This window comes from Brevibacillus sp. HB1.4B, assembly GCF_013284285.1.
Lineage (GTDB): Bacteria > Bacillota > Bacilli > Brevibacillales > Brevibacillaceae > Brevibacillus > Brevibacillus porteri.
The window spans coordinates 413620-439814 of sequence record NZ_JABSUT010000002.1 but is presented as its reverse complement, the minus strand read 5'-3'; the positions used below and the strand labels follow the sequence as shown (position 1 = coordinate 439814).

Below are 26195 nucleotides of genomic sequence, written 5' to 3'. Positions count from 1 at the left end.
TATGTTACAAAAAAGCCGTAAAATCACATTTATTCTTGCCATTATTAGTGCTATCATAGGTGTGATGTTGACTGTGCAATTACGAAGCAGTCTTCATCCTGTTCATAAAGAGTCTCGCAGCATCGCGGAACTTCGGACCACGTTGCAAAAAGAACTGGAGAAACACAAAAACCTGCTCGCAGACATTTCAAAGTATAATCAGCTGTACTACCAATACGAAACCTCACTCAGTGAAGATGAAAGTATCTCCGTTATGAAAGAGGAGTTGGCACGGACTCGCCGAATGGCTGGTATGGTAGGGATGGAGGGAGAAGGCATCGTTATTGATGTTGTCGATGCCCATACGTCTGAACAACCAGCTATGGATGAACATATGCCTGTGCCTGTTGTAGGAGACTATACGATTGACGATGAAGATTTGCGCTGGTTGGTAAATATCCTGTTTGCAAACGGAGCACAAGCTGTCTCCATTAATGGCCATCGACTGATTGCTACCACTGCAATCCGCAATGTGGGAGACGTCATCCAAATCGATACCAGGACGATTAGGGCTCCGTATGAGATAAAAGCATTGGGGGAACCTGAAGTATTGTTGTCCGCATTGAAGCTGGAGGGCGTAGAAGAGAACTTTCAACTGGCGAATAAAAAGGTGCTGGCAGAAAAACGGGACAAGCTGATGATTTCAGCGAATAACGAAACACGTGTCATTCAATTTATGAAACCTGTGAAAGAAAAAGGAGATTCGTAACCATGTGGCTCCCGCTTATCGGACTGATTGTCGGTCTTGTTGTCGGCTTCCTGCTGGATTGGCGTGTGCCCCAGGAGTATAGCAGCTATCTATCAATAGCCCTCCTGGCGGGATTGGATACGATCTTTGGGGGGATTCGTTCGTTTTTAGAACGTACTTTTAACGTTCGTATTTTCATGTCTGGATTCTTTTTCAACACACTTTTTGCAGCAGGCTTGGCCTTCATCGGAGGGTTCTTGGGGATTGATCTATATTTGGCTGCGATCGTGGCTTTCGGCGTCCGCTTGTTCAACAATCTCGCTGTCATTAGGAGAATTGTTCTATCCAAATGGATCAATCAGCAAGATTAACGCGAAGGAAAATGGGAAGATGGTCATTTTTTTACAAAAAATCAATAAGAAAAAAAGGGAATGGTTGTCCTGTGTGGAATAATTTATGCAGGTGTTCTCATTTTAGCAAGAAAAAAGACGTAGCAGGGGAGGTGTCACAGGTTTGGTAAGCAATGAACTCATAGTCAGCCTAGACATTGGAACATCCAAAGTACGCGTCATGATCGGCGAGATCAACAATGGTTCCATCAACATCATCGGCGTCGGACAATCACACTCAGAAGGCATCAAGAAGGGCGTGATTGTAGACATCGACCAAACCGTGCATGCCATCCGAGAAGCGGTTGATCATGCGGAGCGCATGGTTGGCGTTTCAATCGAAGAAGTGTATGTGGGGATCACTGGAAACCATATCGATCTGCATGAAACCCAAGGGGTTGTCGCTGTATCCAGCGAAGACCGTGAGATACGAGAAGAAGATATTCAACGCGTAATTCAGGCAGCGAAGGTTGTGGCTATTCCTCCAGACCGTGAAATCATCGAGGTAGTCCCAAAGGAGTACATCGTTGATGGACAAGGGAGCATTAAGGATCCTCGTGGGATGATTGGTGTCCGACTGGAAATGGAAGGGACTATTGTGACCGGGTTGAAAACGGTCGTACATAACATCGTTCGCTGTGCTCAACGAACCAATCTGCGTGTAGCTGGAATATTCTTGCAACCGCTTGCGGCTAGCACTGTTGCTCTATCCAAAGATGACAAAAATATGGGTGTCGTTCTTGTCGACATCGGTGCGGGTTCTACCACGATCGGTGTATTCGAGCAAGGGAAACTGGCAGCGACCACCGTGATCGGCATCGGTGGCGACCACATTACGAGCGATATTTCACTGGGACTACGCACGCATACAGATGTGGCAGATCGTGTGAAAACCAAAAACGGCTGTGCCCTTATTGACGAAGCATCCGAAGATGTGAAGTTCAAGGTGAACCGGATTGGTAGCGAAGTCGAGAAACAATTTACGCAAGTGGATTTGGCCAATATTATCGAGCCGCGCGCTGCGGAAATATTCCAATTAGTCGAGGATGCTGTATACAAATTGGGCTACCGCGACGAAATTGCAGGGGGCTATGTTCTTACGGGTGGTACCGTAGCCATGCCGGGCATGTTGGAATTGGCAAAAGAAGAATTGGACGCACCTGTTCGAATTGCGATTCCTGATTACATCGGAGTGCGAGATCCTGCCTACACCACCGGGGTAGGTTTGATTCAATATGCCTTGCAGTTGATGGAGCGCCGCAGCATTCGCGTCACCCCCTCATTCAAGGGCACTCAGAAGCAAACCGTCTCGTCTAAGCCAAAAGAAGGCGGCGGTTTGATGGAAAAAGTAAAAAACTGGTTTAGCGAATTTATTTAAGGGAGTTCGCTTTACCGAGGTTAACTACAATGACGAAGGCGGGCATCGTTTCGTTCCATTGTGTTTAGTTGACAGGCTTCTGTAGCCACGAGTTTTTCTTATGTTGAATTGGGGAGGACTAGCAATATGCTGGAATTTGATATGGACTTGGAATCTTTTGCACGAATTAAAGTCATTGGTTGCGGGGGCGGAGGTAGCAACGCAGTAAACCGCATGATCGCAGGTGGAGTGAAGGGTGTAGAATTCATCACCTTGAACACCGACGCGCAAGCACTTCAGCTCTCTAGTGCAGATATCAAGCTGCAAATCGGGGAAAAGCTGACACGTGGACTTGGAGCAGGTGCAAATCCTGAGATCGGTAAAAAAGCAGCGGAAGAAAGCCGTGATTTGATTGAAAACGCTCTGCGTGGAGCTGACATGGTATTCGTAACTGCCGGTATGGGTGGTGGTACGGGTACAGGTGCAGCACCTGTTGTTGCAGAGATCGCTAAGGAAATGGGTGCTCTTACCGTTGGTGTAGTAACCCGTCCGTTCTCCTTCGAGGGTCGCAGACGTTCCCAGCACGGTGAGATCGGTATTGCTGCTCTGAAAGAAAAAGTAGACACACTGATCGTGATTCCTAATGACCGACTTTTGGAAATCGTTGACAAAAATACGCCAATGCTCGAAGCGTTCCGCGAAGTTGACAACGTACTGCGACAAGGGGTTCAAGGTATTTCCGACCTGATTGCGGTACCTGGACTGATCAACTTGGACTTCGCTGACGTGAAGACGATCATGACTGAGCGCGGTTCTGCTCTCATGGGTATCGGTGTAAGTAGCGGCGAAAATCGTGCGGCTGAAGCAGCTCGTCGCGCTATTTCCAGCCCACTGCTCGAAACTGCGATTGATGGTGCACGCGGTGTTCTCATGAACATCACAGGTGGTACGAACCTGAGCTTGTACGAAGTAAACGAAGCAGCTGATATCGTATCTTCTGCATCGGACCCAGATGTTAACATGATTTTCGGTGCGGTAATTAACGAGGATTTGAAAAATGAATTGGTAGTGACCGTAATTGCCACAGGCTTCGAGCATAGTCAACGCGCGGCGGAAGCTCCTCGTCGTCAACAACAGCCGATCAACACGCCTGGCAATCGTCCGACACCAGTTTCCAATACGAATAACAGCCGTGCGAAGGAAGAAGAGGAAGACAAGTCCTTCTTCTCCATGGGCAACCTGGATAATCTGGATATTCCAGCATTCCTGCGCAATCGCCGCCGCAACAAAAACTAAAGCGATAAACGACTGTCAAAAGCCTTGTTCCCGTCAGTGGGGACAAGGCTTTTTTTCGTTGATTGGATGAAAAAATGTTAGACAAAAAAACCAAAAAAACACCGTCAAGAATTGACAGACTTTACATACACATTGATATATACTGCTTTTACTGATAGAAGTCGTCCTACTATTTACCATTTTTGCTAGGACACATGCTTGCTGCCAAGTCGGTCAAAAGATGAGGAGGAAAGCAAGTGGTTGTGTATCTTGATATCATTCTACTCCTGAATGTGGCTATTGATACCTTGTTACTCTGGTTTACTGCTTATTTTCGCAAAGAGCGCATGGTGTGGTGGAGAATGATACTTGCGTCCCTGTTTGGCTCCGCGTATCTGATCTTTTTCTTTTTTCCTGTATTTTCTCCGATGTATCAATGGTGGGTCAAACTGCTCTTTTCTGTCATCATGCTGTGGATTGCTTTTGGGAACAGGAGGTTGTTGTCCTTTGCGCAAAACTTAATCATTTTTTACTTTGTCGCATTTGTGTTCGGAGGGGGAGTGTTTGGGCTACAGTATTTTTTGGCACCGCAGAGTGAAATTGTAAATGGACTGGTTGTCACGCATAATGATGGGTTTGGTGTAGGTTTCAAGCCAACCTTGGGGATTGTTCTGATCGGTTTTATCCTGATCTTTTTTCTCGGGAAAAAGAGCTACCGCGCGATTCAGGAGCCGCGAAGAATCGAAACCTTTCTTGTCGATGTCGTCGCTACGGTGGCAGGGGAAAAAGTCATTTGCCGTGGACTTGTGGATACTGGAAACCAGCTCCACGAGCCAATTACACGCATACCCGTCATGATTATGGAGAATCGCATGTTCGCACATTTGCTTCCGCCGTCGCTTCTCCGACAAGCCGATGAAAACGGTGGAGTGTGGGAGAAGCTGGACGGATCTTGGGACCATCTGCCGCTGGAATGGCAGTCTCGGGTACGCTTGATCCCGTATCGCAGCGTGTCAAGAGGTATGGATTTTTTACTCGCAATCAAACCAGACCATGTCATGGTCGTGCAAGACGGGATTCGTTTTGAAACAGAACGGGTGTTAATCGGGCTTAACCCGATCCCATTGGCTGCTGACGGCAAGTATCAGGCCATCGTGCACCCAGCCATGATGGAAACCTATGAAGCGGATGTTCAAAAAGTCGTCTATTGATTACGAAGAAACAACCTTTATTCTCAAACAGGAGGGCTAATCATGTATGTAAAACTTCGCCTACAACTCCAATTGACCTGGTACCGAATCTTGCTCTGGCTTGGTGTACGCGCCGAAGAAGTCTATTATATTGGCGGGAGTGAAGCATTGCCTCCACCGTTGACCAGAGAAGAAGAGGAGCTGCTGCTCGGACGACTGCCGTCTGGTGATCCGGCTGTTCGCGGTATGCTCATTGAACGCAATCTTCGTCTGGTCGTATACATCGCCCGCAAGTTTGAGAATACGGGAATTAATATTGAGGACTTGGTCAGCATTGGCACTATCGGCTTGATCAAGGCTGTGAACACCTTTGATCCAGACAAGAACATCAAGCTGGCAACGTATGCTTCTCGTTGTATCGAAAATGAAATCCTCATGTATCTTCGCCGCAATAATAAAATTCGTTCAGAGGTATCTTTTGATGAACCGCTTAACATTGATTGGGATGGCAATGAGCTCTTGCTCTCAGATGTTTTGGGTACGGAGAATGACACGATTTATAAAAACATCGAGGACCAAGTGGATCGAAAGCTTCTGAAAAAAGCACTGGATAAGCTGTCTGACCGAGAGAGAATTATCATGGAGCTGCGCTTCGGCTTAGCGGGAGAAGAGGAAAAGACACAAAAGGATGTAGCGGATTTGTTAGGAATCTCACAGTCGTATATTTCGCGTTTGGAAAAGCGAATTATAAAACGGTTGCGAAAAGAATTCAACAAGATGGTCTAACGCATATTTTCCCAGCTTGGGGGGATACTGTTCCTAAACCGAAACAGATGGTGGTTTTTGCCACCTTCTTGGTCGGCTACGCGTCAGTTACGCGGCCTTTCAAGACAACCGGGTTAGGGACTTTTTTCTTGCTTCGAGGAGGGAAAGACGTGACGCGCAATAAGGTAGAGATATGCGGGGTAGATACCTCCAAGCTTCCGGTGTTGACAAACAAAGAGATGCGGGAATTGTTTGAGCGCCTGCAAAGTGGGGAGCTGGCTGCCCGCGAGAAGCTGGTCAACGGCAACTTGCGACTGGTGCTTAGCGTAATTCAACGGTTCAACAATCGCGGAGAATTCGTGGATGACTTGTTTCAAGTGGGCTGCATCGGATTGATGAAAGCGATCGACAACTTTGATCTCGGACAAAATGTGAAGTTTTCCACGTATGCCGTACCGATGATCATTGGAGAAATTCGACGCTATTTACGGGACAACAATCCGATTCGCGTTTCCCGTTCTTTGCGAGACATCGCGTACAAGGCCTTGCAGGTGCGTGATAATCTGACCAACAAACATTCGCGAGAGCCTACCATTATCGAGATTTCTCAGGAATTGAACGTAGCCAAAGAAGACGTCGTGTTTGCACTCGATGCGATCCAAGATCCGGTTTCTTTGTTTGAACCGATTTATCAGGATGGCGGCGATCCGATTTACGTCATGGATCAGATTAGTGACGAGAAGAACAAAGATGTCACGTGGGTAGAAGAAATTGCGCTTCGTGAGGGAATGCAGCGGCTAGGTGACCGAGAAAAAATGATATTATCCATGCGCTTTTACGAAGGAAAAACGCAAATGGAAGTAGCAGAGGAAATCGGTATCTCACAGGCACAGGTCTCTCGATTAGAAAAAGCGGCAATTGCCCATATGCAAAAGCACGTTCAATCGTAAGGAGAAACCAAATAGGCGACCCGGCGGTCTTGTACCGTTCGGGTTTTTTGTACGAGCGGAAAAGTTAGTTTTCAATCGCCTTACTTTTTGGCAAAGAAGCGGACATATTCCTCGGTGGACTCATATACTGAAAGTAACGGAGAAAAGAAGGTGAGGAAGAATGGTAAAAATCTCTGACTTCCAGACCAAAGAAGTGGTAAATATTCTCGATGGGAAACGGCTTGGGCAAATTTCAGATTTGGAGATCGATCTGCGTCACGGTCGTGTAGAGGCTATCGTCGTACCGGGACCAGGCAAGTTTCTCGGCTTCTTTTCTGCCGGGAACGATTATGTCATACCCTGGCGCAATATTGTGAAGATCGGGAAAGATGTGGTGCTTGTTCGGATGGAAGAAGCACTTAAAGTTGAAGTGAAAACTTCAGGTGGAGAAGAATACTAATGCGTAAAGGGAGAAAGGCACGGATAGCCTTTCTTTTCTTTTCGGCTATGGTATGATTAGCCATATGAGGAAGGTGACAACATGAGAGAACCATTTGTCAGGGTAGAGGATAAGTCAATCTTATCGGTAACAGAGTGGGAGCAACAATTTCCTGGCTTAGTGGCGGGGTTTACTATTCGCTCAGGCGGGGAAAGTGAACAACCGTACGGGTCTTTTAATATGGGGTTGCATGTGGGTGATGAATCTGCGAACGTAGTAGCCAATAGACGCAAGCTAGCAGAACAAGTCGGGATGTCTTTTACAGCGTGGACATGCGCCGACCAAGTGCACGGGAATCGGGTATGCCAGGTCACAGCAGGCGGTGCGGGAAAAGAAAGTCTGGAGGACGTCATATCTGCAACGGATGGATTGTTTACCCTTGAAAAAGGAGTCATGCTGACCTCGTTTTATGCAGATTGCGTTCCTCTCTATTTTCTAGATCCCCAATCGGGAGCAATCGGACTTGCGCACGCAGGCTGGAAGGGGACAGTGGGCCGTATTGCCGAGGAAATGGTGAAGGCAATGACGAAGCACTATCAAGCAAAGCCAGAGGGTATCCGCGTCGCAATTGGCCCATCCATTGGCGGCTGTTGCTATGAAGTCGATGAGCGAATCATGACGCAAGTACGCACTTGTGCAGCCGATTGGGAAAAAGCAGTAATCTCCTCGACAGGAGAGCGGTATATGCTGGACCTTCGTCAGCTGAACACAGAGATATTGCTCGAAGCAGGAATTTCTTCAGGGAATATTTTATCCACGGATTGGTGTACAAGCTGCAGAACAGACTTGTTTTTCTCTCATCGCAAGGAAGCTGGGATACAAGGGACTACCGGACGCATGGCTTCCTATATCGGCTGGAAGGAAAACCTGTAGAAGAAAGGGAAGGGTTCGTTATGACCAAGGAACAAGAACTGTTAAAAGAACGACTGCAATCCATTGAAGCAAGAATTCAGGCTGCTTGCGATCGGGCGAACCGCAAACGTGAGGAAGTAAAAATTATTGCTGTGACCAAGTATGTCGACGCAGATGCCATTGGGGACTTGCTCGCTGTAGGCGTAGAGAATATCGGGGAAAATCGTGTGCAGGATGCCTTGCCCAAGCACCAGCTACACGGCGATAAAGGGATCTGGCATTTTATCGGACACCTCCAGACAAACAAGGCAAAAGAAGTCGTAGGACGATTCCCGTACATCCATTCTCTGGACCGGCTTTCTTTGGCACAAGAGCTGAATCGACGCGGTGAAGCGTTGGATCATGTCGTAAAATGCTTTTTGCAGATCAATATATCCGGCGAAGAGACAAAATTTGGGCTTAGTCCCAATGACGTATTGGCTTTTTTGCGCGAAACCAGTAATATGAAACATATAAGTATCGTCGGATTAATGACGATGGCGCCTGTTGTCGAAACCCAAGAGGAAGCCAGACAGGTGTTCCGTGGCCTCTATGAGTGGAAGCAACGGATTAACGAAATGGCATTCCCGCACGCACAGGTGGAAGAGCTGTCTATGGGCATGTCTAGTGATTTTGAAGTGGCCATTGAAGAAGGAGCTACATATATTCGGTTGGGGTCGGTATTGGTCAAGCCGGAGTAAAGGAAAACAGACCAAACCACGGAGTAAGAGAGGAGGAAGAGTATGGGTGTTATGAATAAATTGATGGGGTTTCTGGGGTTAGAAAACGAGGAATACATCGAAGAGACAACAACGGTGGAAGAGGAAAGAGAAGAGCAAGAATCCTCGCACAAGCGCCAGCCGACGGGTCGAGCTAATAACGTGGTACCGTTTCAAGCACGGGAAAAGGAGGGAATCCGTTTGATTCTCTGTGAACCCCGTCATTACAGTGACGCACAGGATATCGCAGACAACCTGCGTCATCGTAGACCCGTTGTGGTCAACCTCCATCGCGTGGAAAAAGACCAAGCCAAGAGAATTATCGACTTTTTGAGCGGGACGGTCTACGCATTAAACGGCGATATCCAAAAGGTCGGAGACACGATCTTCGTGTGCACGCCTGACCATGTAGATATTCAGGGTACGATTTCCAGTGTGTTGGAAGAGTAGCCAATTAAGACGAATATAAAAGGGTGAGCTAATGAAAGTTGTCGTGGATATTTTAGATTTTGCCTTTACGGTATATCAATACATGATTATTGCTTACATTTTGATGTCTTGGGTTCCTCAAATGAGAGGTACAGGCATCGGTCAGTTACTGGAAAGACTGGTTGAGCCTTATTTGGCACCATTTCGCCGGTTTATTCCACCGCTCGGGTTCATCGATATCTCCCCGATTGTCGCATTGATGGCACTGCACTTTGCCCAATCTGGCCTATACGCCATTTTGCGACAAATTCTGTAGGCGAGTGAAACGATGAGCATATTTGACCATTTTTCAAAAGAAGAACGTCCCTTTGTTGAACGGGCGCTGGAAATGCTGACGCAAGTAGAGCGGAAGCAGGCCATGCGCCTTACTGATTTTGTAGACCCTAGGCAGTTGATAATTTTTCAGAGTCTATCTTCACAAGTAAGCGATGTAAAGGTTTCTCCTTATGGAGGCTACGAGGGTGCCGAGCGTGTACGTATCATCATCCATCCGGAGTACCTCCCAGTCGAGCATGAGGATTATCGGCTTACCTTATTGGCAATCAAAGGTGATCAGCGCTTTCATGTGCTGGAGCATCGAGATGTGATGGGGGCGATGCTGGGCGTCGGGATGAAGCGGGAGAAATTCGGAGATATGCTGACAGATTCAGCTGGCAGCTACGCGATTGTAGCAGAGGAAGTCGCTGATTTTGTCTGTGGGCAGGTGACGCAAATTCATCGGACATCTGTTCAATTTGAGCGGGTAGCATGGGAGGCGTTTACACCACCAGCACCCAAGTTTGTAGAGAAAACGATCACCGTGCCATCACCGCGAATTGACGCGATCATCGGAGAAGTACACAATATGTCTCGCGCAAAAGCACTGGTGCCAATTCGAGCAGGAAAAGTAAAAATCAACTGGAAAGTAATCGAAGACCCATCTTATCAACTCGAGATGGGTGATATGGTATCTCTTGCAGGTTATGGTCGGTTCAAAGTTCTTGAGGTAGCAGGTCCAACACGCAGCGGAAGACTTCGCATGATTGTCGGACTGGTTACATAAGATGGACCAAAGCGCAAAAAATTGTAAAATACGGCAGGAAACACAGCTAATCCTGTCGAAATGATTGAAGACGAATTATCGGGAAAAGTGGGGGGTTCATGTGCCATTAACGCCGTTGGATATACACAATAAGGAATTCAGCACAGGCTTTCGTGGGTATAACATTGACGAAGTGAACGAGTTTCTCGATCAGGTGATCAAAGATTTTGAGCTCTTGATAAAAGAGAAAAAAGAACAGGAAGAGCGCGTAGCCATTCTGAATGAGCGCGTAGATTACTATAAGAGCTTGGAAGAAAATTTGAGCAAGTCGATTCTGGTCGCGCAGGAGACAGCGGAAGACGTGAAGTCGAATGCCCGCAAGGAAGCGCAGCTCATCTTAAAGGAATCCGAGAAAAATGCAGACCGAATCGTCAATGAAGCATTGGCGAAGTCACGCAAAATCGCAATCGAAATCGAAGAATTAAAAAAACGTGCTTCGGTTTACCGTATGCGCTTTCGGACGCTTTTGGAAGCACAGTTGGAAATGCTGGAGAATGGCGATTGGGATAACATTGAACAGCCACAAGTTGATTCGCCTGTAACAGTTGAATAAATCATTGACGTTCGAGCAATGATGGTATTATAATGAAAGACAACTTTTTCGAAATAAAGCACTTATAGTAGTTGAACAGGCTTATACAAATCATAGACGATGAACGGGAAGAGTACGTGAGCCAGCACTGCCTAGAGAGTCGGGAAAAGGTGAAAACCCGGCCAGTTGCTTTCACAGAAAATCACCCGGGAGTTCAATATCCGAAAGCCCAGATAACCTTGAAGGTTAAACAGGTGAGTAAGTGAGCGCGTCATTCCCGTTACGAATGAGTGAAGTGGAACGAATCCGATGCAGGCTTTTTTGTCGTACGGGTTTGTTCAATCAGGGTGGTACCACGGGAGCTTTCTCTCGTCCCTTTTTGGGGATGAGTGAAAGCTTTTATTTATTTAAGGAGTGAATCAGGCCATGGATTACAGCAAAACCTTAGCGCTACCAAAAACAGATTTCCCTATGCGCGGAAATTTGCCAAGCCGCGAGCCACAGATGCAAGCGGTATGGGAAGAGCAAAATATTTATCAACAAGTGCTAGATCGTACAAAAGACCGCCCGTCTTTTGTCTTGCATGATGGCCCTCCGTATGCGAATGGAGATATCCATATCGGTCACGCACTGAACAAAATCCTCAAGGACTTCATCGTTCGCTACAAATCCATGGCAGGATTTTATGCGCCGTACATCCCAGGTTGGGATACACATGGTTTGCCGATTGAACAAGCGATCATCAATGCACAAGGGTTGGATCGTCGTAGCATCGAAGTGAACGATTTCCGTCAGCGCTGTGAAGAGTATGCGTGGTCCTACATCGACAAGCAACGCGACCAATTCAAGCGTCTGGGTGTTCGCGGAGATTGGGAAAACCCTTATGTGACACTCCTGCCTGAGTATGAAGCCAACCAAATTCGCGTATTCGGTGAAATGGCGAAAAAGGGTTATATTTACAAAGGACTGCGCTGCGTGTACTGGTCTCCGTCTTCTGAGACGGCTCTGGCTGACGCAGAAATCGAATACAAAGATAAGCGCTCTCCTTCTATTTACGTCAGCTTCCAGGTAGCAGATGGAAAAGGCAAGCTGGACACAGAAACAGGCGTTGTTATCTGGACAACGACTCCGTGGACATTGCCAGCAAACCTTGCAATCAGCCTGCATCCTGAACTTGAGTACAACGTAGTGAAGGTAGATGGCCGCAAATTCCTGGTAGCCAACGGTCTGATTGAAGCCGCGAGCAAAGAAATTGGCTGGGAAGGCGTAGAGATTCTCGCGACCTTTAAAGGTCAAGAACTGGAAGGCGTAGAAACTCAGCATCCATTCTACGATCGCAAGTCTCCACTCATCCTGGGTGAGCATGTAACCTTGGATGCAGGTACTGGTTGCGTTCATACTGCTCCAGGACACGGGGAAGATGACTTTAACATTGGTCAAAAATACAATTTGGGCGTCCTTTGCCCAGTGGATCACGAAGGTAAAATGACCAATGAGGCTCCAGGCTTTGAAGGTCTGTTCTACGAAGATGCCAACAAAGTGATTACAGAAAAGCTGAAAGAAACCGGAGCACTCTTGAAGCTCAATTTCTTCACGCACTCCTACCCACATGACTGGCGTACGAAAAAACCGGTTATCTATCGGGCGACAGAGCAATGGTTCGCGTCTATCGACGGATTCCGTGAGCAAATGCTCGAAGCGATTAAAAATGTAAAATGGATTCCTCATTGGGGAGAAACTCGTTTGGCAAACATGATCGCCGATCGTGGCGATTGGTGCATTTCCCGTCAGCGTGTATGGGGTGTACCGATTCCAATCTTCTATTGCAAATCGTGTAACGAACCGATCATTAACGACACGACGATCACCCATGTTGCTGATCTGTTCCGCAAAGAAGGATCGAAAGTATGGTTCTCCCGTGAAGCAAATGAGCTGGTTCCAGAAGGGCTTTCTTGCACCAAATGCGATTGCAAGGAATTCCGCAAAGAAACGGATATTATGGACGTTTGGTTCGACTCCGGTTCCAGCCACCAGGCTGTTTTGCGCGAAAGAGGCATTGCTTGGCCAGCTGACATGTATCTGGAAGGCTCTGACCAGTATCGTGGCTGGTTCAACTCTTCTCTCTCGACGGGTGTTGCCGTATATGGCACAGCTCCTTACAAATCCGTCCTAAGCCACGGCTTTGCATTGGATGGAGAAGGACGCAAAATGTCCAAATCCCTCGGTAACGTCATCGTGCCTCAACAAGTTATTGACAAGATGGGCGCAGATATCTTGCGTCTGTGGGTAGCTTCTGTTGACTATCAGGCAGATGTGCGCATTTCCGATGCGATTCTGAATCAGATCGCTGAGGTATATCGCAAAATCCGCAATACGTTCCGCTTCCTGTTGGGCAACCTGGATGGATTCAATCCTGCAACAGACCGCGTAGCATATGAAGAGCTGGGCGAGCTGGATCGTTATGTTCTGGCGAAAGCAGCAAAAGTCGCGAAGCGTACGCGCAAAGCGTATGATGAATATCAGTTCCACACCGTTTTCCATGCGGTGCACAACTTCTGCGTCATTGACTTGTCCGCGTTCTATCTGGACATTTGCAAGGATCGCTTGTATGTAGAAGCGCCAGATAGTTTGAAACGACGCGCTGCACAGACAGTGATGTACGATTGCTTGCTCAGTCTGGTGAAGCTGGTTGCTCCACTGTTGCCGCATACAGCTGATGAGGTGTGGGCGTTCATTCCAGGCGTGGAAGAGAAGAGTGTGCAGTTGACGGATATGCCAGAAGGCGACGAACAACATCTCAGCTTTGCAGCAGAAGCAGAGAGCAAGTGGGATGCGTTCCTGGCGATCCGAGACGAGGTACTCAAAGCCATGGAAGAAGCGCGCCGCAACAAGGTGTTCGGTAATTCCGTTGATGCGAAGGTAGCTCTGTACCCACAAACGGAAGAAGTTGCGAAAACATTGGCAGCAATGGACGATCTGGCTGACCTGTTCATCGTGGCTCACGTGGATGTACACAGCGGGTCTGCTCCAGCAGAAGCAGTACAACTCGAAGGCATTGCTGCTGTGGTCTCAGCCGCAGACGGTGGAAAATGCGAGCGTTGCCGCGTAGTGAAACCTGATGTTGGTACTCGCGAGTCGCACGCGTCACTCTGCGTACGTTGCGCGGATATCGTAGAACAACACTACGCACATGTAGCAGAATAAAAATCGGTTGATCAACCTGTCATTCCCTTTGGGGATGGCAGGTTTTTTGCTGTGAAAAACATCTCGATATTTTCATAAAGGTGGATATGAACTCATGCGGACCAACAAAACGGTCATGGCCGTTTTATTGGTCATATTTCCTTCGCGACCAAGACATACTACCTGTTGAGGAAACCAAACAAAGGTGGTGTACAGCGTGGACCAAAAGATGGTGACCAGCTTCCGGGAAAAGCTGCTGGAACAGAAAAAGGAACTGGAAGACCGCGTACAGGACCATTATGGCATGAGAGAACCGATGACAACCTCTTTGCAGGAGTTTGCCATGTACGATAATCATCCGGCAGATATCGGCAGTGAGATGTTTGAACGGGAAAAAGATTTGGCCCTAGATAGTCTCGATCGTGAGACATTGAAAGAGATTGATCAGGCGCTACTGCGTATGGAGGAAGGCACCTACGGACTGTGTACGGTCTGTGGAGAGCAAATACCTGTGGAGCGACTCGACGCACTGCCTCAGGCACAAACGTGCAAGGAGCATGCACCAGCGCCCTCAGTCAACGATTCACGTCCGATTGAGGAACAGTTTTTGCAGCCGCCGTTCGGACGTACATCTTTGGATGAAAAAGAAGGACAGAACGGATTTGACGGTGAGGATGCTTGGCAAATTGTCGAGTCTTGGGGGACATCCAGCACGCCTTTCTCGTACCAGGAACCCGACAAAACGGATTATGATGAAATGTATATCGAGAGCAATGAGCCGGATGGCTTTGTAGAAGCCGTAGAGGAAATCGGTTATACCGATATTGAAGGCTATCACGGACCGGACAGTGTGCATTTTATGAGAAGCGGGACGTATGAGGAGTACATGAGAAAAGGAGAAGGGAAAGGAAACTTCCTCTCCTATGATGATTACGAGGGAGAGCAAGCAGAACGAGAGGGCATGGATGACTACTCATGAGCAGGTAGCGGTCTTGGACCTACAAATTGAGCGCGTGGAAACGTATCCACTACTTCATCGTCTATCGCAAGCTTACGGTGATGCGAATGGGTATAAGCGTTATCGAAGCAGTTATCTCATTCGGATTATCACACGGGCTGGTATAGATGGCTGGGGAGAAATTATCGATTGGCTGCCGACGCTTCATAAGGGCTTTTGTGAGCGCATCATTCCGTACTTGCTGGGTAAGCAGGTGGATAACAGAGTAGCCATTGTCGATGTCGTAGGAAAGTGGCATCAGCGTTCGGCTTCAGGTGTCAGTATGGCACTTACGGAAATTTTGGCGAAAGCGGCGGGGCTATCTGTGTGTCAACTATGGGGAGGCCAGATACATTCAGGCATCCCGGTATATGCCTCCCTCCAATCCTACCGTGAAACAGAAGACTGGATGCAACAGTCATGGAAGCAAGTCGCCCAGCAAGTCGACGATGGCTTCAAGATGGTGAAAGTAAAGATTGGCGGGCGCTCTGTTCAAGAGGATCAGACGCACATCGAAAAACTGATGAATTTGCTTCCTGAACAAGTTCAAGTAGCGGTAGATGCCAATCAGAGCTACGATTGTGCGACTGCAAGGAAGTGGGAAGGGCTTTTTTCCCGTTATGGCAATTGGCTTTGGCTGGAGGAGCCGATGCCCATGGATCGTACAAACGAGTATGTTAAGCTTCGTTCGTCCATATCCATTCCACTTGCTGGTGGAGAAAACTTGATTCGTTGCGCACAGTTTTTGCCCTTGTATGAGGGTGGCGCCATCGATATTGCTCAGCCTGACCTGATGCATACAGAGGGCATTGACGATTATCGAACGCATCTACAAATGGCCCGTCAGTTTGGCTATCGCGTGTCTCCACATTCCTTTGACGGTTCGCTGGCACGAGTGTATACGTTATTTGCACAAGCTTGCTTGCTGGCATGGACCAAGATGGATAGCCATCCGATTGAGCCTGTCGAATGGGATGTCATGGAGAACCCGTTTACACAATTGTTTCCGCTACGACCCATAAATGGCGAAGTGACATTACCAGCTGGCGTTGGAATTGGCGTCGAGCCTGATTGGGAGATTATTAACGCGTTGCGCTGGGACGGTAGCGCTTATGCGTAAGACAAGGAGTTTCGTATGGCACAAAATGCGAAAAACCTGATTGGGCTTGTCGGGGTTCCATTAGTGATGGTGCTGGGCAACTCGATGCTGATTCCTGTACTACCTACAATGAAGACGGAAATGAAGCTCACGGCCTTACAGACGAGCTTGTTAATCACTGCTTTTTCGATTGCAGCAGGTATGGTTATCCCTTTTGCCGGCTATTTGTCAGATCGATTTGGGAGAAAAATTGTCATTATCTTCTCCCTTGCCCTGTACGGTCTGGGTGGTTTGGTCGCAGGGCTTGCTGCTCTGTGGCTGGATCAACCCTATATGGCTATCATGGGAGGGCGTGTCTTGCAGGGGATCGGGGCAGCCGGGACAGCTCCCATCGCGATGGCATTGGTAGGGGATCTGTTCGATGGCGCTTCGGAGAGTAGGGCATTGGGGCTTTTGGAGACATCAAACGGGATGGGAAAAGTATTAAGTCCGATTTTTGGCTCCTTGCTTGCTCTCATTTCTTGGTACATGGTCTTTTTAGCTTTTCCGATTATTTGCGGTGTCGTTCTCCTGATGTTTTTATTTCTGACCAAGGAAAAGAAACAGGATAGGGAGCCGCTCCCCATCAAGCAGTACATGCATTCGATCGCGCAAGTGTTTAAACAGCATGGAAAATGGCTTGTCCCTGCATTTTTTATTGGTAGCATCTGCTTGTTCACGTTGTTTGGGGTACTGTTTTACCTGTCTGATTTATTGGAAGAAAAATACAAGATCGATGGTGTCATCAAAGGCTTCTTTTTGGCGATTCCCTTGCTCGTGATGAGTATAGCGGCGTATGTAACAGGAATCATCATCAAAAAGAAGCTGAAGCTGATGCGTCTGTTTGTGATTATCGGCATGTTTTTGCTGGCTACGTCTTACATTCTGGCTAGCTTTGTCAAAGGGGCTTATGTCCTAATTGGTATTTTGGTCATCGGCAGCATGGGGACGGGGATGATTTTACCTTGCTTGAACTCCATGATCGTTGGGGCCGTGCAAAAAACAGAGCGGGGCATGATTACTTCTTTGTATAGCGGAGTCCGTTTTATCGGTGTTGCGATCGGCCCACCTATTTTTACTTGGTTGCTCGGGATTTCTCGTACGGTCATGTTTCTATCAATCGCAGGTTTATCGCTCGTTTTCGCTGTGCTTGCGATCTTTTTCTTGAAGCCCAAGCAGGTCGAGCAGCAAGGACAAGGGACAAAAGACAGCGAGACGAAAGGGTGGCGGCAAATATCAGAGGTATTGGGAATAGAACCTGAAACGGTACACGAGGTACAACGAGAGAGAGCTATCGAAAAGTATGGCTTTGATCCAAATGAGCTCGTCAAGCGTGTGTTGTCGGGAAAGAAGGAAAAGGAAAAACAATAAACAGGCTGTCTCTGTCGGTCATTCTCACCGGATACAATGCCGAGGAGCGACAGGGACGAGCCTGTTTATGATGGCTAGGACTCCGCGAAGGGATGACGTAGGGCTCGATCGAGTGTGAGTGGATACACATCATCTTGCAGAATGCGACTAAACTCCTGATTGCCTTTTACATCTCGCGGAATATCCGCAAACACAATGGTGGCAAGCACGTCTCGGCCGCTTGGCTGGTTTGTATAATGCGCTACCTTGGCGATATAAATGTCTTTTCGCATCGAGTCGTCGATGGTGTACTGTCCGATGCGCTCAATCCCTTCCAGAATGGCGCCAGTTTCTTCATAGACCTCACGAACTGCCGCTGCCAGGCTGCTTTCACCCACTTCTACTTTTCCCCCTGGTAGCTCCACACCGCGTTTACGATGGCGCGTAAATAACAGCTTACCTTGATAAAAAGCAAAGATCAGCACGTGACCGGCTTGGTGGTTACGATATTCTTCTGGGGAAAAGGTTAGCTTGACAGGTAAGCCGAAATCGTCGTTAAAAGCGTACATGCAATGCTCTCCTTCTACAGGCTCATTGATTTGGTGTTTTGGATTTGCAAGGAAAGATGTTTGACCGCCTTCATCGCTTGACCAACTGCTAGAGACAAACTCGCATAAGCGGCTCCGTTGCTCACGTCTCCGATAGCGTATATCCATGGAGAATTGACTCGGTGATACGAATCGGTTTGCAAATACTCATCGCCAAACGTGTCCAAGCCTTTGAGACCAGCTGTGTTTCCATGAACGCCAATTCGTGGCAAAATCCAATCGACTACGATCGTCTCCGGATTACCTTCTCGACTAGAGGTGAGTGACAAAACAGTCCGTGCCTCTTCGTCCTGATAGTCGCTAACTTGTGTTTCCCACAGGACTTGAATGTTGGGGAGGCCTGTGATTTTCTTTTGCCACTCCGGCCGAGCACGCCACTTATTGCTCCGAACCAACAGATAGACCTGTCGGGCATGGAAGCTCAAATTTGCTGCACTCTCTAATGCACGATCTCCTCCGCCAATAACGGCGATATCTTGCCCGGCGATGGTGTGCGCTTGGGCAGTTGTAGAAAACCAAGGCGACAGGACTCTCGGACAATCAGCTAGAACTGGTATTTCGTTCCAGCCAACTCCTGTGGCGATGAGTAGATAGTCGACACGATAAACGGATTTCGAAGTAATTACCTGTTTCGTTTCCCGATCAATGGAAAGAATGGCTTCGTTCAATCTTATGTTTGGCTGCTGGATGAAAGGATGTGCGATCAGTACCTTTACAAGGGCAGCTCCCTGGTCATATACAAGGGGCGGAAAGTCGGTAATCTCGTTGTAAATGTGATGCAATTGGCCGCCGAGTCTATCCGTTTTTTCGATAAGAAGACAAGAAAGACCTAATCGGTGGCACCATATTGCTGCGGACAACCCTGCGATGCCGCCACCTGCGATCAGCACCTGTATGTGTTCCACTCTCAAGTCCCTCCGATTCCCTTATTCATCTATCCGATTTTCCTCAGTTTTAGACTACCTGTTTCGATTCGCAAGTGCAAGAACTCTCAGGGAAAACCGATCGAGTTGAATCGGCAGAATTCTACATTTTGACAGCAAATTGTGGTAAAATGGGACGAAAGTTTTCCAGAATATATTGAAAAATGAAAAGCCCAAAGCACTATGGACCCCGTGATTTTAAAAAGGAGTGAACCGAACGTGCAAGCCAAGAATGACAAGCCTCAAGCTCCTGCAAAACAGCCGCGTAAACGGATCAAGCGTGGTCAGCGAAGCAAGCGGATGTATCTGCTCTTGGTGGGTTGCTTATTCCTCTGTTTGTTGGCTGTAGGAGCAGGCTTCGCCCTCAACCAGTTAGACAAGACACTGGACGTTGTAACGGTAGACCCGTACAAGCTACCGGATCAACCCGTGGTGGAAAAGCCGTACGAACAAAAGAAATCAATCGCCTTCGCCATCGTCGGGGTGGACACGCGCAAAAACATCGGTATGTTAAACACGGATGTTCTGGTCGTCGCAGTCGCCAATCCGGTTACGCAAAAGCTGAGCATGGTATCGTTGCCACGTGATACCCGCGTTCAAATCCCAGGATATCCAGGCTATCACAAGGTTAATGAAGTATTTGCATTAGGGGAAAATATCAGGAAAGATGCGGAAATCAAAGGGAAGCCTGTTACAGAAAATGGCATGACGATGCTCAAAAAGACATTGAATCACATGCTGGGGATCTCGGTTGAGCATTACGTGCAGCTTGACTTTGAGGGCTTTACAGCGGTCATTGACAAGCTGGGCGGGATTACGGTTGACGTAGATCGCGATCTCGTATACGAATTGCCGAAGCAAGGTGTATACCGAAGTTTGAAAAAAGGGAAACAAGTATTGAACGGAGAACAGGCACTTGGCTTCGTCCGTCATCGCATCGACAGACGTGGAGACGCTTACAACTCGAGCGACTTCGATCGCAATCGCAGACAGCAGCAGGTGATTCGTGCTGTAGCAGAAAAGAGCATGTCCATGGATGGATTATCGAGTTTGACAGCCGTACTGGATACCGTTGGTCAGCATATCAAAACCGATCTGTCGAAAGACCAAATAAAAGGATTGGCACTCGATTTTGCCAGTTTTTCGTCAAGCAACATGGTTACTTTGGATAATGGGGCGATCTGGAGCTCTCCGTATTCCTTATGGCCGAGGGAGAACATGCAAGCTGTTCGAACTGCCCTGCAAACAGAAGTGGGAGCAGCTGGATCTGGCGAACAGCTCAGTGATGCAGCTGTAGCAGAAGTAGCCAAGGTCGAAATGAAAGCGGAGAAGAGAACACCAGCTCCGAACCCCAAGCCCACGACAGGTACAAAAGAGCAGCCCAAAACACAAAAACCAGTTACACCACCAAATACGGCTCCAGAACCAACACAGGAGCCTGTAACACCAGATGGAAATGGCGGCGAACGCAATCCTGAGCCGACGGATAGTAATATGCCACCACCCGATATTTTGGCCCCGCCTGCACCGGCGACAGATAGTGCTGACATCGGGCAAACTGGTTGATCTTGAGCACACCCCCCAGGCAAAAGCACATATTCTAACGTACATAGACAGTCTTGCCTGTGCTGGGAAGGGAGTGCGGAAGTTATGAAAAACCTGCAAGAGACCATGAAGCAGTTGCAAAAAGCATCCGAAAGTTTGTCCAAGCTCGGCTTTGACCCAGATCATCCATGGAAAGCATTGAGCCAGATGGGACAGATGCTGGACACGAACTTTTGGGAGAATATCGCGACGCTCAATAAGCAAGCAGCACAAAAGACGGCCACCGCCGCCGCGCCAAATGTACCACCCGTGAAAAAGGGGAAAAAAAAGACAAAGGAAAAATCGATGCGTTTCGGGCAGGTAGACGATTCGCATTTTTCCCCCGTCTCGGATATCTTCCAATCAGAGCAAATGGTCATTATTTCCTGTGAACTCCCGGGCTTCGATCGCGATAGTCTGGAGATTACCCTCTCCGACCAACGGTTGCTGGAGGTCAAGGGGATCATCAAAGAAAGTGAGCATCAGGGGCTTCGTACACAAGGGGAAAGAAGCTACGGCCCCTTTTATCGCAAGCTGGCTCTACCGGTTTTCGTTAGTTCAAAAGGGATGAGGGCCCAGTATCAGGATGGGGTGTTAGAAATCTATTTGATGCGTGATGGAGCTGCGAACGAACGAAAAACAACATTTAAAGCGAGCTTGTAAAAAGTGGATGTGCAGGACAGTTTCATTCGTGGAAAATCAAAAAAGAACCTGGACATTTCTTCCGGGTTCTTTTTTATTGCACATAAACAGACGCGATGATATAATCAGTTCACGACTGTTTGTATCTATGTAGACATAATCATTGCATCTTACACTTTAATCGTACCATGCTGGTGAACTCTTGTCAAATGCTTTTTCTCAATTTAATGGTTAGGAGAGATATTGAATGAGTTCTTTGGTTCTCGGTTTTCAGGAAATGGAAAAAACACAGCTTTTGCTCGTTGGCGGAAAAGGGTTACATTTAGGGGAATTATCAAAAATTCAAGGAATACAAGTACCAGAAGGATTTTGTATTACAACAGTAGGGTATCAAAAGGCCATCGAACAAAACGAAACGTATCATACTTTGTTGGCTCGACTAACCATGTTAAAAGTACAAGATCGAGATCAAATTGGTGAAATCAGCAGGAAGATTCGCCAAATCATTATGGAAGTAGAAATTCCTTCCGATGTTGTGAAAGCCGTTACTCACTATCTCTCCCAATTCGGAGAGGAACATGCTTATGCAGTGCGTTCTAGTGCGACTGCTGAAGATTTACCACATGCCTCATTTGCAGGTCAACAGGACACCTATTTAAATATCATCGGCAAAGAAGCAATCTTGCAGCATATCAGCAAATGTTGGGCTTCCCTATTTACGGATCGCGCGGTAATTTACCGTATGCAAAATGGATTTGACCACAGTCACGTTTATTTATCCGTTATCGTTCAAAGAATGGTTTTCCCACAGGCTTCCGGGATTTTATTTACCGCTGATCCAATTACATCCAACCGGAAGTTGCTATCCATCGATGCCAGCTATGGGCTTGGAGAAGCACTGGTCTCTGGTTTGGTATCTGCTGATTGTTATAAAGTGCAGGAAGGGGAAATCGTCGATAAGAGGATAGCGACCAAAAAATTGGCTATCTATGGACGAAAAGAAGGCGGAACGAAGACACAGGAGATTGATCCTGATCAGCAAAAGACCCAAACACTTACGGAACAACAAATTTTACAACTGGCGCGTATCGGAAGACAGATCGAAGCTTATTTTGGTTGCCCACAAGATATCGAATGGTGTTTGGTTGATCATACTTTTTCTATCGTCCAGAGTCGTCCAATCACGACTTTATATCCCATTCCTGAAGCGAATGATCAAGAAAATCATGTCTATGTATCTGTTGGTCATCAACAAATGATGACCGACCCCATGAAACCATTGGGACTGTCTTTTTTCCTGTTAACGACTCCTGCACCTATGCGCAAAGCGGGTGGAAGGTTGTTTGTTGATGTGACAAATATGCTAGCTTCACCTGACAGCAGACAAATCATAGTAGATACCCTGGGACAATCCGATCCGCTTATAAAAGATGCGCTTATGACCGTAATCGAGCGAGGAGATTTTATACAATCGTTACCAGTAAGTAAAAAAGAGCAGAGTCCGGGTAAAAGCAATAAAGGTATGTCGTCTTTGGGTTTTCAAGAACAATTCGAAAACGATCCGAGCGTTGTTTCTGATTTGATAAAGCGTAGTCAAACATCAATCGAAGAGTTAAAGCATAGCATTCAAAAGAAATCAGGACCAGATTTGTTTGAATTTATTCGAGAAGACATCCAGCAATTAAAGAAGATGTTATTTGATCCACAAACCATCGGTGTGATTACGGCTGCTATGAATGCTTCAAAATGGATCAATGAAAAAATGAACGAGTGGTTGGGGGAAAAAAACGTAGCAGACACACTTTCGCAGTCTGTGCCAAATAATATTACTTCGGAAATGGGATTAGCGCTAATGGGTGTTGCAGATGTGGTTCGTCCTTATCCAGAAGTCATTGACTTTTTACAACATGTAAAAAAGGATAACTTTTTGGATGAACTGGTTCCGTTTGAAGGTGGACAGGAAACGCAAGACGCCATCAATGCTTATCTCACGAAATACGGAATGAGATGTGCCGGAGAAATCGATATAACGAAAACGCGTTGGAGTGAAAAACCAATGACGCTTGTCCCCATGATTCTAGGTAACATCAAAAACTTTGAGCCAAATGCTGGCAAGCGGAAATTCGAACAAGGGCGACAGGAAGCTTTGGAAAAAGAGCAAGAGCTATTAGCGCGATTGAAGCAATTACCGGATGGTGAACAAAAAGCAAAAGAAACCAAACAAATGATCGACCTCATCCGGAATTTCAGTGGGTTTAGGGAATATCCAAAATACGGCATGATTAATCGCTACTTCGTTTATAAGCAGGCTTTACTAAAAGAAGCCGAACAACTTATACAAGCTCGCGTTATTCATGAAAAAGAAGATATCTACTATCTCACTTTTGAAGAGCTTCACGAGGTCGTACGCACAAACAAATTGAATGATGAGATCATCAGCAAACGAAAAGACGATTACAAGTTTTTTGAAAAACTGACTCCTCCACGTGTCATCACGTCTGATGGTGAAATCATTGCAGGTGAGTACAAACGAGAAAATCTGCCCGCCAATGCGATTGTAGGTCTTCCTGTTTCTTCCGGGGTTATAGAGGGGAGAGCGCGTGTCATCTTAAACATGGAAGATGCTGATCTAGAAGATGGAGATATATTAGTCACCTCCTTTACTGATCCTGGCTGGACACCGTTGTTTGTATCCATAAAAGGTCTTGTCACCGAAGTGGGTGGACTGATGACCCATGGGGCAGTTATCGCGCGTGAATATGGCTTACCAGCAGTTGTCGGCGTGGAAAATGCTACCACGCTGATAAAAGACGGGCAACGTATTCGCGTGCATGGAACAGAAGGGTATATTGAAATATTGTAGTAAGGGGGCCTCGTGCCTCCTTTTTTTGTTTCGTTTTTCAGCCAAAATAAAAACAGTGTCAATGAGAAGACATTAACACTGCGGGGATTAGATGTTCCCAAACATCGGTTGATCGACGACATTGGGGTCCAGTGTATTCGTTGCGTTGACACCATTGAGTGTATTGACGACGTTACCTGTGTTGCCGCCCCCTGAACCGGAGAATGTCTTGGCGGCTGTTTTGGGTGATATGTTGAGCGTATCTCCGAAGTTAACGGTACCCGAATTACTATTGATATTGACAGCTCCAATGACAGAAGGCACAGCCTACCCCCTCCCTCTAGTTTTTTGCTCGTCTTGGAAAATGTGACGAATATTTACGACTCGCGTTTCGAGTGTAATGGATTCGTTCGAACCAACATGGACGACGGACGATCCTGCTAAGAAAGGGACTTCCACTTTTCGAATGAAAATGTACGGACAGTCGTGGAACGTATCAATGCAAATGGGATCAGAGAGACTAGGGGGAGTTAACGGAACGGAAAAGGCCGAGTAATTCTCGAACATAAATTCATTTTCATAGAAGATGGCCTGTTCACGTTGGACGGCTAATATGTTCGCGACAGCATCAATCTGCCGGGAATCACCTATTTGCAGAACAGATGAGGTATCGACCGAGAGAACATCCAGCTTACGGACATGACTGGTCCTTCGGTACATGGTGACAAACCTCCTTATGAAGCAGGTATAGCAGTATCAATCGGGATCGTGGCTCCGACAATCATTTTTTCGGGTGGCGTTTCATAAATCGCTCTGAGGTCTACTGTCTGTGTGTCCCCAATAAACAAGGAAGCGGCAGAAGTGAGGGCACTGACGGAGACCCTCTTTACACAAATGGCTTCGTTTATCACTTGATACCTCATCATGGTTCGTTCACCTCACGAGGCAAATTTTTCAGGAATGTTTCGCAGGTCTTGTCGATATCCCGTTTCACTTTTTGGACGGTATTTTGCACGAAAACATCGAGCTGTTCTGGTTCTAGTTCATCGGTAGGGAGCTCGCTCAGGTAATACTTAATCCGTTGATCGATCTGCTTTTTAATGTCATCCAAGATAAAGGCTCGATAATTGTTATCCAGTGGATAGTTGCACTCTGTTTCGATTCTTTCAAGAACGAGGTAGGCATCTGTCTCCAAATATTGATAAATTTCTTTCTGGACACGGTCAAAAAGTGGGGCATTGCTTTGGTGCGGATTAGGGACATCCATCGATTGATTGATGGAAAAATCACCGATTCCTGCATCATTTCCTTTCGGGTTTAAGCCGATATTGAGAGTCCCTTCCAGTCGCTCAACCTTAAGCAGATCGAATTTGTACTCGTTTTTGATGACGGAAGGAATCTGTTTTTCCTTGAGATCATTTACATCTTGCTGCAGCTGTTCAATCATTTGCTTCAATTTCTCGATCTTATTGCTTTGCAATTGTATATAGTCATGTAACTGTTGCAAATACTTCATCATTTCGGGATCCATGTACATGACGACCATCCTTCTTCATCTAGCATACAACGAGTTAGCCAAGCCGTGAAAGAATACCAGGGCGTATGAGCGAAGGCTGAACCAATGGAATGAGGGGCACGAATTCTTCCGAACCGGTTGTGGGCAGCGGCCCCACCTGTGGAGCTGGCTCTGTGAATCCGCCTGTGTTGTACAGCTTGGATACGGGCTTAATAATCCCGGCGCTTCCTATTTGGCACACCGAAGAGTTGCTAATGCCTTCGATTTTGAGCGAATTGATTACGATATGTTGCGTCACAAAAAAATTCATGCGAAATCGCGTCCCTTTGCCCTGAAATCGTTCGTTTCTTCTACAAAAAGCGGGATATCATTATCGGATTGTTCATTGACGTAGACGACGCTACGTGGAATTTTAAAGGACAGATTGGTACCAGAATTGAATGATCCTCCACCCGCGAAGGTTTTGGCGTAAGTGGTAGGTGCGATTTTACGGACGTCTCCGACATTGAAAACGCCGCCCACGTTGTTTACATTAATGACTCCAACGAATGCTGGCATGTTCGGCACAT

29 protein-coding genes and 1 other annotated feature are annotated in these 26195 nt (G+C 47.1%); of the genes, 21 read left to right on the top strand and 8 right to left on the bottom strand.

Features of this window, described 5'->3' with window-relative positions; genetic code table 11:
• The first annotated feature begins 1 nt into the window (after position 1).
• The 18 genes from HP398_RS06575 (at position 2) to HP398_RS06490 (ending at position 17532) form a co-directional block, all read left to right on the top strand.
• The gene (locus HP398_RS06575) at positions 2-748 is read left to right on the top strand and encodes a DUF881 domain-containing protein (RefSeq protein WP_017249554.1); all 747 of its coding nucleotides are present in this window, start codon (positions 2-4) and stop codon (positions 746-748) included.
• Between the two features lie 2 nt (positions 749-750).
• On the top strand, positions 751-1098 hold the full coding sequence (locus tag HP398_RS06570) for a small basic family protein (RefSeq protein ID WP_017249553.1): 348 nt from the start codon (positions 751-753) through the stop codon (positions 1096-1098).
• 142 nt (positions 1099-1240) lie between these two features.
• Positions 1241-2494, top strand: coding sequence for a cell division protein FtsA (gene ftsA / locus HP398_RS06565; protein ID WP_015892089.1), 1254 nt, complete (start codon positions 1241-1243; stop codon positions 2492-2494).
• Positions 2495-2620: 126 nt separating this feature from the next.
• Positions 2621-3769 carry a cell division protein FtsZ gene (gene ftsZ, locus HP398_RS06560; RefSeq protein ID WP_015892088.1) on the top strand — a complete coding sequence of 383 codons (1149 nt, stop codon included), beginning with the start codon at positions 2621-2623 and terminating at the stop codon, positions 3767-3769.
• Between the two features lie 236 nt (positions 3770-4005).
• Positions 4006-4959: a sigma-E processing peptidase SpoIIGA gene (gene spoIIGA, locus HP398_RS06555; protein ID WP_173622189.1), complete on the top strand. Its 954-nt coding sequence runs from the start codon at positions 4006-4008 to the stop codon at positions 4957-4959.
• 42 nt (positions 4960-5001) lie between these two features.
• Complete coding sequence (gene sigE, locus HP398_RS06550) at positions 5002-5724, top strand: RNA polymerase sporulation sigma factor SigE (RefSeq protein WP_007717727.1); 723 nt, start codon at positions 5002-5004, stop codon at positions 5722-5724.
• A 149-nt stretch (positions 5725-5873) separates the two neighbouring features.
• Positions 5874-6653, top strand: a complete 780-nt coding sequence (gene sigG, locus HP398_RS06545) for an RNA polymerase sporulation sigma factor SigG (RefSeq protein WP_007717728.1) — start codon at positions 5874-5876, stop codon at positions 6651-6653.
• Between the two features lie 160 nt (positions 6654-6813).
• Positions 6814-7092, top strand: coding sequence for a YlmC/YmxH family sporulation protein (locus HP398_RS06540; RefSeq protein WP_017249551.1), 279 nt, complete (start codon positions 6814-6816; stop codon positions 7090-7092).
• 81 nt (positions 7093-7173) lie between these two features.
• Positions 7174-8004: a peptidoglycan editing factor PgeF gene (gene pgeF / locus HP398_RS06535; protein WP_173622188.1), complete on the top strand. Its 831-nt coding sequence runs from the start codon at positions 7174-7176 to the stop codon at positions 8002-8004.
• 20 nt (positions 8005-8024) lie between these two features.
• Positions 8025-8723, top strand: a complete 699-nt coding sequence (locus HP398_RS06530) for a YggS family pyridoxal phosphate-dependent enzyme (protein WP_017249549.1) — start codon at positions 8025-8027, stop codon at positions 8721-8723.
• A gap of 42 nt (positions 8724-8765) precedes the next feature.
• Complete coding sequence (locus HP398_RS06525; protein ID WP_017249548.1) at positions 8766-9191, top strand: cell division protein SepF; 426 nt, start codon at positions 8766-8768, stop codon at positions 9189-9191.
• Positions 9192-9222: 31 nt separating this feature from the next.
• Positions 9223-9486, top strand: coding sequence for a YggT family protein (locus tag HP398_RS06520; RefSeq protein ID WP_017249547.1), 264 nt, complete (start codon positions 9223-9225; stop codon positions 9484-9486).
• A gap of 12 nt (positions 9487-9498) precedes the next feature.
• Positions 9499-10272 (top strand): YlmH family RNA-binding protein, encoded by a 774-nt coding sequence (locus tag HP398_RS06515; RefSeq protein ID WP_173622187.1) that lies wholly within the window; start codon positions 9499-9501, stop codon positions 10270-10272.
• A 100-nt stretch (positions 10273-10372) separates the two neighbouring features.
• Positions 10373-10864, top strand: coding sequence for a DivIVA domain-containing protein (locus HP398_RS06510; RefSeq protein ID WP_017249545.1), 492 nt, complete (start codon positions 10373-10375; stop codon positions 10862-10864).
• Between the two features lie 90 nt (positions 10865-10954).
• Positions 10955-11223, top strand: a binding site (T-box leader).
• A gap of 46 nt (positions 11224-11269) precedes the next feature.
• Entirely contained in the window at positions 11270-14047 is a 2778-nt protein-coding gene (gene ileS, locus HP398_RS06505; RefSeq protein ID WP_017249544.1) for an isoleucine--tRNA ligase, read from the top strand.
• 184 nt (positions 14048-14231) lie between these two features.
• Positions 14232-15005, top strand: coding sequence for a TraR/DksA C4-type zinc finger protein (locus HP398_RS06500; protein WP_173622186.1), 774 nt, complete (start codon positions 14232-14234; stop codon positions 15003-15005).
• Entirely contained in the window at positions 14992-16143 is a 1152-nt protein-coding gene (locus tag HP398_RS06495; RefSeq protein ID WP_173622319.1) for a mandelate racemase/muconate lactonizing enzyme family protein, read from the top strand. Before HP398_RS06500 ends, HP398_RS06495 begins: the two co-directional genes overlap by 14 nt.
• Before the next feature lie 15 nt (positions 16144-16158).
• Positions 16159-17532 (top strand): MFS transporter, encoded by a 1374-nt coding sequence (locus HP398_RS06490; RefSeq protein ID WP_173622185.1) that lies wholly within the window; start codon positions 16159-16161, stop codon positions 17530-17532.
• A gap of 74 nt (positions 17533-17606) precedes the next feature.
• Here HP398_RS06490 and HP398_RS06485 read toward each other — a convergent pair whose 3' ends face one another.
• Together HP398_RS06485 and HP398_RS06480 are read right to left on the bottom strand one after the other, a co-directional pair.
• Entirely contained in the window at positions 17607-18080 is a 474-nt protein-coding gene (locus HP398_RS06485; protein ID WP_173622184.1) for an NUDIX domain-containing protein, read from the bottom strand.
• A gap of 14 nt (positions 18081-18094) precedes the next feature.
• Positions 18095-19024: an NAD(P)/FAD-dependent oxidoreductase gene (locus tag HP398_RS06480; protein WP_173622183.1), complete on the bottom strand. Its 930-nt coding sequence runs from the start codon at positions 19022-19024 to the stop codon at positions 18095-18097.
• A 237-nt stretch (positions 19025-19261) separates the two neighbouring features.
• Here HP398_RS06480 and HP398_RS06475 point away from each other — a divergent pair, with 237 nt between their 5' ends.
• The 3 genes from HP398_RS06475 to ppsA all read left to right on the top strand — a co-directional run bounded on the left by HP398_RS06475 (position 19262) and on the right by ppsA (position 24131).
• Positions 19262-20608 (top strand): LCP family protein, encoded by a 1347-nt coding sequence (locus HP398_RS06475; protein WP_173622182.1) that lies wholly within the window; start codon positions 19262-19264, stop codon positions 20606-20608.
• An 84-nt stretch (positions 20609-20692) separates the two neighbouring features.
• On the top strand, positions 20693-21289 hold the full coding sequence (locus tag HP398_RS06470; RefSeq protein ID WP_017249537.1) for an Hsp20/alpha crystallin family protein: 597 nt from the start codon (positions 20693-20695) through the stop codon (positions 21287-21289).
• Between the two features lie 226 nt (positions 21290-21515).
• Complete coding sequence (ppsA, locus tag HP398_RS06465) at positions 21516-24131, top strand: phosphoenolpyruvate synthase (protein WP_173622181.1); 2616 nt, start codon at positions 21516-21518, stop codon at positions 24129-24131.
• Positions 24132-24218: 87 nt separating this feature from the next.
• On the opposite strand, the gene HP398_RS06460 is transcribed toward ppsA, so the two are convergent.
• From HP398_RS06460 to HP398_RS06435, 6 genes are read right to left on the bottom strand one after another with little or no spacing between them, the layout of a single operon-like run.
• On the bottom strand, positions 24219-24434 hold the full coding sequence (locus tag HP398_RS06460) for a spore germination protein (protein WP_017249535.1): 216 nt from the start codon (positions 24432-24434) through the stop codon (positions 24219-24221).
• Between the two features lie 3 nt (positions 24435-24437).
• On the bottom strand, positions 24438-24830 hold the full coding sequence (locus HP398_RS06455; protein ID WP_017249534.1) for a spore germination protein GerPE: 393 nt from the start codon (positions 24828-24830) through the stop codon (positions 24438-24440).
• Between the two features lie 14 nt (positions 24831-24844).
• Entirely contained in the window at positions 24845-25036 is a 192-nt protein-coding gene (locus HP398_RS06450; protein WP_017249533.1) for a hypothetical protein, read from the bottom strand.
• A complete protein-coding gene (gerPC, locus tag HP398_RS06445; protein WP_254475905.1) occupies positions 25033-25629 on the bottom strand; it encodes a spore germination protein GerPC in 597 nt (198 codons plus the stop codon). Before gerPC ends, HP398_RS06450 begins: the two co-directional genes overlap by 4 nt.
• Positions 25630-25681: 52 nt before the next feature.
• Entirely contained in the window at positions 25682-25936 is a 255-nt protein-coding gene (locus tag HP398_RS06440; protein ID WP_017249531.1) for a spore germination protein GerPB, read from the bottom strand.
• Positions 25933-26184 (bottom strand): spore germination protein, encoded by a 252-nt coding sequence (locus HP398_RS06435; protein WP_016740748.1) that lies wholly within the window; start codon positions 26182-26184, stop codon positions 25933-25935. The genes HP398_RS06440 and HP398_RS06435 overlap by 4 nt, the downstream gene beginning before the upstream one ends.
• Positions 26185-26195: the final 11 nt, after the last annotated feature.